The organism is Streptomyces axinellae (assembly GCF_039532135.1).
Classification (GTDB): domain Bacteria; phylum Actinomycetota; class Actinomycetes; order Streptomycetales; family Streptomycetaceae; genus Streptomyces; species Streptomyces axinellae.
Window position 1 is genome coordinate 20,427 of the sequence record NZ_BAAARJ010000022.1, and the last position, 8,307, is coordinate 28,733.

The following is an 8,307-nucleotide window of genomic DNA, read 5'->3' on the forward strand; positions in this document are numbered from 1 at the left end:
CCCCGGGCCCTACAGCTTCTTCTCCCCGGGCCCTACAGCTTCTCGACCGGTGCGTACCGCAGCAGCAGCCGCTTCGGCTTCTCGCCGCCGAAGTCGATGGTCGCCTCCGCGTTGTCGCCGCTGCCCTTGACCGCTTGCACCGTGCCCAGGCCGAAGCTGTCGTGGGTGACGCGGTCGCCCACCTGCAAGGAGACCACCGGGCGGTCGTTCGTACGCCGCGTCGCGAAGCCGGAGGGGCCGCCGCGCCGGGCCGAGGCGCCCGCGGACGACGACAGCGACGACGCCACTCCGCCGAAGGCACCCGCGCCCGCACCGGGGCCGCCGCCGGTTCCGCCGCCCGTCCGCTTCCAGTCGAGGAAGTCGGCGGGGATCTCCTCCAGGAAGCGGGACGGCGGGTTGTAGGAGGGCTGGCCCCAGGCGCTGCGCATGGCGGCGCGGGTCAGATACAGCCGCTGCTGGGCCCGGGTGATGCCCACGTAGGCGAGCCGCCGCTCCTCCTCCAGCTCCTTCACGTTGCCGAGGGCACGCATGTGCGGGAAGACGCCGTCCTCCATGCCGGTCAGGAAGACGACGGGGAACTCCAGGCCCTTGGCGGTGTGCAGCGTCATGAGCGTGACGACGCCGTTGTCCTCGCCTTCCTCGCCCTCCTCCGGGATCTGGTCGGAGTCGGCGACGAGGGCGACCTGCTCCAGGAAGTCGGTGAGGGTGACGTCCTCTTCCTCGTGCTCCTTCTCGAACTCCAGCGCAACGGCGGCCAGTTCCTGGAGGTTCTCGATGCGGGTCTCGTCCTGCGGGTCGGTGGACGCCTGGAGTTCGGCGAGGTATCCCGTCTGCTCCAGCACCGCCTCCAGCACCGTGGCGGGACCGGCGCCGGACTCCACGACGGTGCGCAGCTCCTCCATCAGCACGTTGAACCGCTTGACCGCGTTCGCGGAGCGGGCCGCCATGCCGTACGCCTCCTCGACGCGGGAGAGGGCCTGGGGGAAGGTGATCTTCTCGCGGAGCGCGAGTGCCTCGATCATCGCTTCGGCGCGGTCCCCGATGCCCCGCTTGGGGACGTTGAGGATCCGGCGCAGCGGAACCGCATCTTCCGGGTTGGCCAGCACCCGCAGGTACGCCAGGATGTCGCGGACCTCGCGGCGCTCGTAGAAGCGCACGCCGCCGACGACCTTGTAGGGCAGTCCGACGCGGATGAAGACCTCTTCGAAGACCCGGGACTGGGCGTTGGTGCGGTAGAAGACGGCGATGTCGCCGGGCCTGGCTCCGTTCTCGCCGTTCTCGCCGTTCTCGCCCTCCTCGGCGGCCTTGTCGGTGAGGCGGTCGATCTCCTCGGCGACGAACTGCGCCTCGTCGTGCTCGGTGTCGGAGACGTAGCCGGTGATGCGGGGGCCGGATCCGGCGTTGGTCCACAGGTTCTTCGGACGGCGGTTCTCGTTGCGCTCGATGACGGCGTTGGCGGCGCTGAGGATGGTCTGCGTCGAGCGGTAGTTCTGCTCCAGCAAGATCGTCGTCGCGTCGGGATAGTCCTCCTCGAACTGGAGGATGTTGCGGATCGTGGCGCCGCGGAAGGCGTAGATCGACTGGTCGGCGTCGCCCACCACGCACAGCTCGGCCTGCTCCGTCCCGGCATCGGGCGGCCCGACCAGCTCGCGCACCAGCTGGTACTGCGCGTGGTTGGTGTCCTGGTACTCATCGACCAGGACGTGGCGGAAGCGGCGGCGGTAGTGCTCGGCGACATCGGGGAACGCCTGGAGCAGATGGACCGTCGTCATGATCAGGTCGTCGAAGTCCAGCGCGTTGGCCTCACGCAGCCGCGCCTGGTACATCGTGTACGCCTCTGCGAGGGTCTTCTCGAAACCATCGCTTGCTCGCCCCGCGAAGTCCTCCTCGTCGACCAGCTCGTTCTTCAGATTCGAGACCTTCGCGCTGAATGCCTTGGGCGGGAAGCGCTTGGGATCCAGGTCGAGATCGCGGCAGACCAGGGCCATCAGCCGCTTGGAGTCGGCCGCGTCGTAGATCGAGAACGACGAGGTGAAGCCCAGCTTCTTGCTCTCGCGGCGCAGGATGCGCACACACGCGCTGTGGAAGGTGGACACCCACATCGACTGCGCGCGGGGCCCCACCAGATCGGCGACGCGCTCCTTCATCTCGCCGGCGGCCTTGTTGGTGAAGGTGATGGCCAGGATCTGCCCGGGGTGCACGCTGCGGGCGCCCAGCAGGTAGGCGATGCGGTGGGTGAGCACCCGTGTCTTGCCCGAGCCGGCGCCCGCGACGATGAGCAGCGGCGCACCGGAGTGGACCACGGCCTGCCGCTGCTGCTCGTTCATCCCCGCCAGCAGCGCTTCGGGGTCCACGACGGAACGCGGGGCGCCGTCGCGGTGATACGCGTCACGCCCCGCGCCGGGGCCGGACGCGCCTGCCGCGCCACCCGCGAAGGTGCCCTGGAAGAGGTCGTCGGGGATCTCCTCGCCGGGGCCGTGGTGCTCGGCGTCCTCGGGAGGCGGCGGGGGCGCGTCGTCCTGCGGGCCGTTGGCGTCGAGGGCCGCGAGGAAGCTGTCGTCGAAGAGGCTGCTCATCGTCGTCCGAGTCTAGGCCGCCCGACCGACAGCCCTCACGCGCCTGTGGAAAACCGGCTCCGGTGCACCGGCCCGGCACCGGGCACGTGCCCCGCGGCCGGTCCGGGCCAGGACCCCGGCGGGCAAGCACGCGAAGATAACGGAAAGATTGCGGCGAATCGAACACCAGCCTTCACAAGAGCACCACACCCCCGCTACGGTCCCCTGTCAGGCAGCCCGGCCCCCCAGCCGGCGAAAGCGTCGGCACGGGCAGCCTCCGCCGAGTCCGGCCCAGGCCGGAGCCGGGATCCGGACGCTTCCGAGACTCCTCATGAACCGTGCGCCAGGAACCGCGAGCGCGCGCCAGGAGCCGTGAACCGGAGCGGACCGAGTCCCCCCGCACGCACGATGCCCGGCAGGCGGTCCACGGAAGGAGTCGCCGGCCTTGGCGTCGCATCGCAAGCCGCGCACCCGTACACCGCACCCCGTCGCGACCTCTCGCGGCGTCCTCGGCATCACGACGGCGGCGCTGGCCTCCGTCACGCTGCTCTCCCAGAGCGCGAACGCCACCCCCGCCGACCCGTCCGAGGGCCCCGGTCCAGGCACCGGCACGAGCACCGGCAAGCCGTCACTGGCGGACGTGAAGGACAAGGTCGATGCCCTCTACCGGCAGGCGGGCTCGGCCACCCAGAAGTACAACTCGGCCAAGGAGAAGACCGACCGGCAGCGCGAGCGGGCCGACCGGATGCTCGACCAGGTCGCGGGCCGCACCGCCGAACTGAACGACGCGCGCCGGGTCCTGGGCACCTACGCCACCGCGCAGTACCGCACCGGCGGGATATCCCCGACCGCGACGCTGCTGCTCACCAAGGACCCGCAGGGCTTCTTCCAGCAGACGCACCTGATGGACCGGATGACCGGACGGCAGAAGGAAGCCGTCAGCGAGTACCAGAAGCGGCAGCAGGCCGCGAGCGAGAAGCGGACCGAGGCCGCCGGTGAGCTGTCCTCGCTCGCCTCGTCGCAGAAGAAGCTCAGATCGAGCAAGCGCGAGATCCAGTCGAAGCTGTCGGAGGCGCGCGAGATGCTCTCGGAGCTGACCGCCCAGGAGAAGGCGCGGCTGGCCGGGATCGAGCGGAAGAAGCGGGCCGAGGCGCGCCAGAGGGCCAAGGAGCGGGCCGAGCGGGAGCGCCGGGAGGCGGCGCGCGAGGAGCGCGAGCGGCGGGAGGGCGGCGGCTCATCCGGCGGGGAGCAGGGCGGCGGGGCCGGGACTCCCGACGCTTCCGGCAGTTCGTACGCGGCCAAGGCGCAGAAGGTGATCGCCTTCGCCAAGAAGCAGTTGGGCAAGCCGTATGTGTGGGGCGCCACGGGCCCCAACTCCTACGACTGTTCGGGGCTCACCCAGGACGCGTGGAAGGCGGGCGGCGTCTCGCTGCCGCGTACGACCTGGGACCAGGTCAAGGTCGGCACGAAGGTCGCCAAGTCGGCGATGAAACCGGGCGACCTGATCTTCTTCTACGACGACGTGAGCCACGTCGGCATCTATGTGGGCGACGGGCAGATGATCCACGCGCCCAAGCCCGGCGCGAAGATCCGCTACGAGTCGGTGGACTACATGCCCTTCCACTCGGCGGTCCGCCCCGCCTGAGCACGCCGGGGGCCGCCGCGCGGCGGTCCCCGGACCCCGGGTCTCCGGATCCCGGGCCTCCGGATCCCGGGCCTCCGGATCCACGTGCCCCGGGCCCCCGGGCACCTTGAGGGGTTACGCCCGCGGCGCCGCGACGCCGCTCACACCCACAGCACCGCGATGAAGATGTTGACCATGGTCAGCAGCCCCACGGCGCCGAACAGGGGTGCGCCGAGCCGTTCGTCGTCCCGCTTGACGTAGGTGATGCCGAGGATCACCACGAGCAGCGCGAGCTTGAGCCCGATCTTGACGTTGTTCACGGAGCTGCCGTCGGCCTGGTTGAGGCCGACCAGGGCCACGCCGGTGACCAGCATGGTCAAAGCGCCGTGCAGCATTCCCGGCACTATCCGGGCCTCACCCTTGCCCATCGCCTTCATCTGCGTGAAGAACCCGCCGAGGAGCGCGGCGATGCCGATGATGTGCAGGCCGACGAACACATTGATCAGAACGTCCATGCTCGTGAGCGTATCGAGGGGTTTTCGTGACCCTCGCCGAGGGGGGCGCCCGCCTCTGGCCACCTGCGATACCCGGAGGTAGCTTCCGTCCCGTACGGATGCGACGGAGGAGGCCCGATGTCCCAGCCAGCGCCCATACCCACGTCGGCATCCACGCCGGCGCCAGCACCGGCGCCCGTGCCCACCGAGCGGCTGCACCTGGCGATGCCGCCGCAGCACAGTTCGCCGGAGGAGGCGCGCAGGCACCGCAAGGAGCGGCTGGCGGCGGCGCTGCGGCTGTTCGGCAGGATGGGGTTCGAGGAAGGGGTGGCGGGCCATATCACCGCGCGGGACCCGGAGTTCACGGACTGCTGCTGGGTGAACCCCTTCGGGGTGCCGTTCGGGCACATCACGGTGAGCGACCTGATCCTGGTGAACCAGGACGGCCAGGTGCTGGAGGGCCGTCACCACGTCAACCAGGCCGCGTTCGTCGTTCACTCCCGGGTGCACGCCGCACGGCCGGACGTGGTCGCCGTCGCCCACAGTCATACGACGTACGGCAGGGCCCTCTCGGCGCTGGCCGAACCCCTCGACCCGATCACCCAGGACGCGTGCGCCTTCTACGAGGACCACGCGCTGCTCGACCGCTGCACGGGCGTGACCGTGGACGAGGAGGAGGGCGCCCGCATCGCCTCGGCGCTCGGCCCGCACAAGGCGGTCATCCTGCGCAATCACGGGCTGTTGACGGTCGGCGACTCGGTCGATGCGGCGGCGTGGTGGTTCCTCCAGATGGAAAGAGCGTGCGAGATCCAGCTGGCCGCCAAAGCGGCGGGGAATCCGGTGCTCATCGACCACAAGAGCGCGGTGGCGACCCGCGAGCAGCTCGGCGGCGATCTCGTCGCATGGATCAACTATCAACCTCTTTACACCGGTATCACCCGCGACGAACCGGGCCTGCTGACCTGATCACGACTCGGGTAAGGCACAATCCCCTTTCATCGCAAGGAAGTTGGAAGGCGGGGTTGCGCAGTGGCCGTGGACACGGCTCGGGACGGCTCGACAGGCGCGGGCGGCGAGGAGGGCTCCGGCGGTGCCGGCGGGCCCTCAAGAGCACGCGGGGAAGCCACCGGGACTCCGTCCCCCAGCGCACGCCCTCCCGCCTCCGCCTCTGGTTCCGGCTTCGCCCCTGGCTCCGGTTCCGGTACGGGCCGCTCAGACGCTCCGGCCCCTTCCGGCGCCTCCGGTCCTCCGGTGCCTTCCGCCCGTCCATCCGGGCATCGGGAACGCCCCGGACCCTCCAGTACCCCCGGATCCTCCAGTACCCCCGGATCCTCCGGTACCTCCTCCGGATCCTCCGGCTCCCCCAGCGCGTCCGGCCGCTCCAGTTCCTCCGGCCCCGCCAATCCGTCCCATGCGTCCGGCCGCCCGGGATTCCGTGCACCATCCGGTGCGACGGCATCTTCCGGACCATCCGGGGCGACGGCTTCCACCGGACCCTCCGGTGCGGCAGGAGTCTCCGGATCCGCTGCTTCCAGGTCCGCTGCTTCCGGTGCGGCGGATCCACCGTCCGCGCCGTGCCGGTGCGAGGAATGCCCGCACAGTGCCCGTGAGGCGCATCGGCGGGCCCTGGCCGCCTTCGCGCGGCGGCGGGACGAACTCGCCTCCGGGCAGGGCGTACCCGCCGGACTCGCGCACTCCTCGGTGGCCTCACGCCAGTGGATCTCCGACGAACTGACGGAGTCGGCCCGCGCGGTCGCCGACCACGGGCGTGCGGAGGGCGAGGCGTGGGTGGCGCGGCTGTGGCGGCGCACCCTGATCGCCGTATGGTCCGCCGTCGGTGTGCTGCTGCTGGTCGAGCTGCTGACGGCGCTGGGCCCCGGATGGACGGTGCCGCGCACCGCCGGGCTGGTGGCCGCGCTGGCCGTGGGAGGCGGACTGTCGCTCGCGGCGTGGCTGCACCGGGCGCGCGGCGGGGTGCTGGCTCCGGTCATCGGCGAGGACAACCGGCTCTCCACCTCGCGTACGGTCGCCGCCGCCTGGGTGCTGCTCGCGGTCTTCGCCGTGCTGGTGCTCTCCGTCGAACTCGCCGCCTCCTCCGACACGGACCGGCACGCGTCGCTGCTGGACGGACTCGGCCTGCGGCGTGCCTCCGGAGTGCTGACGGTGCTCGCGCTGACCTGTGCCGTGGCCGTGGTGGTGCGCCGCGCGGTGACCGTGCGGGTGCAGGGCAGGCGGCTGCAGAAGGTGCGCGCCGACCGTCCGCACGCCGCCGATCTGCTGACGGACGACGCGGGCCGGGGCTCGTTCTCGGACGTTCAGTACGCGCTGGTCAACGCGGTGGCCCTGGTCTTCGCCGGGGTGCGCCTGACCCGGCAGCCCGAGCGGCTGCCGGACCTTCCGTGGGGGCTGGCCCTGCTGGTGATCGTCTCGATCGGTACGTATCTGGCCGGCAAGTACGCGGAGGGCGGGCGGCCCGTCGTGCTCTCGGTGGTACGGGCCCGCGAGATCGGGGACCTGCACGCGCCGATCCGTACCGGCGACGACATCGAGATCCGCGGCGCCGGATTCATGCCGCCCGGCGCGGGGGCGCCCGACCGGCTTGCCCGGATGGTGGTGCGGATCGGGACGGTGCACGTCCATGTGCCGCTGATCCCCGTCCCCGGCGGGTTCGCCAGCCCGGCGGACGCGGCGCTGACCGTGCCGGTGCCGGTGGAAGTGGAACCGGGCCGGGTGGACGTACAGGTCGTCACGGCGGCGGGCGTGGAGACCAACCGGTATCCGATCGACGTGGTCGAGTAGGCGGTAGCCGCCCGAGTGGCGCGTGCGGCTGACCGGTCGCGCTTGCCTTCGGGGCGGGCCGTACGGGAAGAATCGCCTCCGCACACCGAACGCGTATGCGGAAGGCGGTACGGCATGTCCCTGACCGGACCCATGGGCGGACACGACGACGGTCCGAAGGCAGCCACGTCCTTCCAGGGGCCGGTCGCCGGAGCGCCGCTCGGGATGCGCGCGACCGCCTCGCGCTACGCCCTGCTCCCCCTGCGGCTCTTCCTCGGCATCACCTTCGTCTACGCCGGGCTCCACAAACTGACGGACCATAACTTCCTCACCGGCAAGGGCCCCGGCTCGCTGACCGCGCTCCTGGAGGGCGCCCACGACACGGCGGCGGCGAGCTGGATGATCGAGCTGGCGCAGCACTCTCCGGAGAGCTTCGGCCTGGCCATCGCCCTCGGCGAGCTGGCCGTCGGAATCGGGACGCTGCTCGGACTGTGGGCGCGGCTGGCGGCACTCGGCGGCGCGCTGATCTCCTTCACCCTGTGGCTGACGGTCAGTTGGCCGAGCGACCCGTACTACTACGGCAACGACCTGGCGTATCTCATGGCGTGGCTGCCGCTGGTGATGGCGGGGGCTCCGATGTTCTCGATGGACGCGCTGCTGGCGATGCGCAGGCGCCGCCGGGGCCGGCAGATCTTCGGCTGACGGCTGTACTTCGGCGCACGGCTGATCTTCGGCCGACGGCCGTTCTTCGGCCGACGGCCGTTCTTCGGCCGACGGCCGTTCTTCGGCCGACGGCCGTTCTTCGGCCGACGGCCGTTCTTCGGCCGACGGCCGTTCTTCGGCCGACGGCCGTTCT

General features: G+C 71.1%; 6 protein-coding genes. 4 read left to right on the forward strand and 2 right to left on the reverse strand.

All coding sequences use genetic code 11. The features are described from left to right. Window positions 1-32 precede the first annotated feature (32 nt). Complete coding sequence (pcrA, locus tag ABD339_RS27805; protein ID WP_344569831.1) at window positions 33-2,576, reverse strand: DNA helicase PcrA; 2,544 nt, start codon at window positions 2,574-2,576, stop codon at window positions 33-35. A gap of 424 nt (window positions 2,577-3,000) precedes the next feature. On the opposite strand from pcrA, the gene ABD339_RS27810 reads away from it, so the two are divergent. After that, window positions 3,001-4,200: a C40 family peptidase gene (locus ABD339_RS27810; protein ID WP_344569832.1), complete on the forward strand. Its 1,200-nt coding sequence runs from the start codon at window positions 3,001-3,003 to the stop codon at window positions 4,198-4,200. 140 nt (window positions 4,201-4,340) lie between these two features. On the opposite strand, the gene ABD339_RS27815 is transcribed toward ABD339_RS27810, so the two are convergent. Further along, window positions 4,341-4,694 (reverse strand): hypothetical protein, encoded by a 354-nt coding sequence (locus ABD339_RS27815; RefSeq protein WP_344569834.1) that lies wholly within the window; start codon window positions 4,692-4,694, stop codon window positions 4,341-4,343. A gap of 117 nt (window positions 4,695-4,811) precedes the next feature. On the opposite strand from ABD339_RS27815, the gene ABD339_RS27820 reads away from it, so the two are divergent. The 3 genes from ABD339_RS27820 to ABD339_RS27830 all read left to right on the forward strand — a co-directional run bounded on the left by ABD339_RS27820 (window position 4,812) and on the right by ABD339_RS27830 (window position 8,153). Further along, window positions 4,812-5,639 (forward strand): class II aldolase/adducin family protein, encoded by an 828-nt coding sequence (locus ABD339_RS27820; protein ID WP_344569836.1) that lies wholly within the window; start codon window positions 4,812-4,814, stop codon window positions 5,637-5,639. Between the two features lie 660 nt (window positions 5,640-6,299). Beyond that, on the forward strand, window positions 6,300-7,472 hold the full coding sequence (locus tag ABD339_RS27825; protein ID WP_344569982.1) for a hypothetical protein: 1,173 nt from the start codon (window positions 6,300-6,302) through the stop codon (window positions 7,470-7,472). 204 nt (window positions 7,473-7,676) lie between these two features. Further along, window positions 7,677-8,153 carry a DoxX family protein gene (locus ABD339_RS27830; protein WP_344569983.1) on the forward strand — a complete coding sequence of 159 codons (477 nt, stop codon included), beginning with the start codon at window positions 7,677-7,679 and terminating at the stop codon, window positions 8,151-8,153. Window positions 8,154-8,307: the final 154 nt, after the last annotated feature.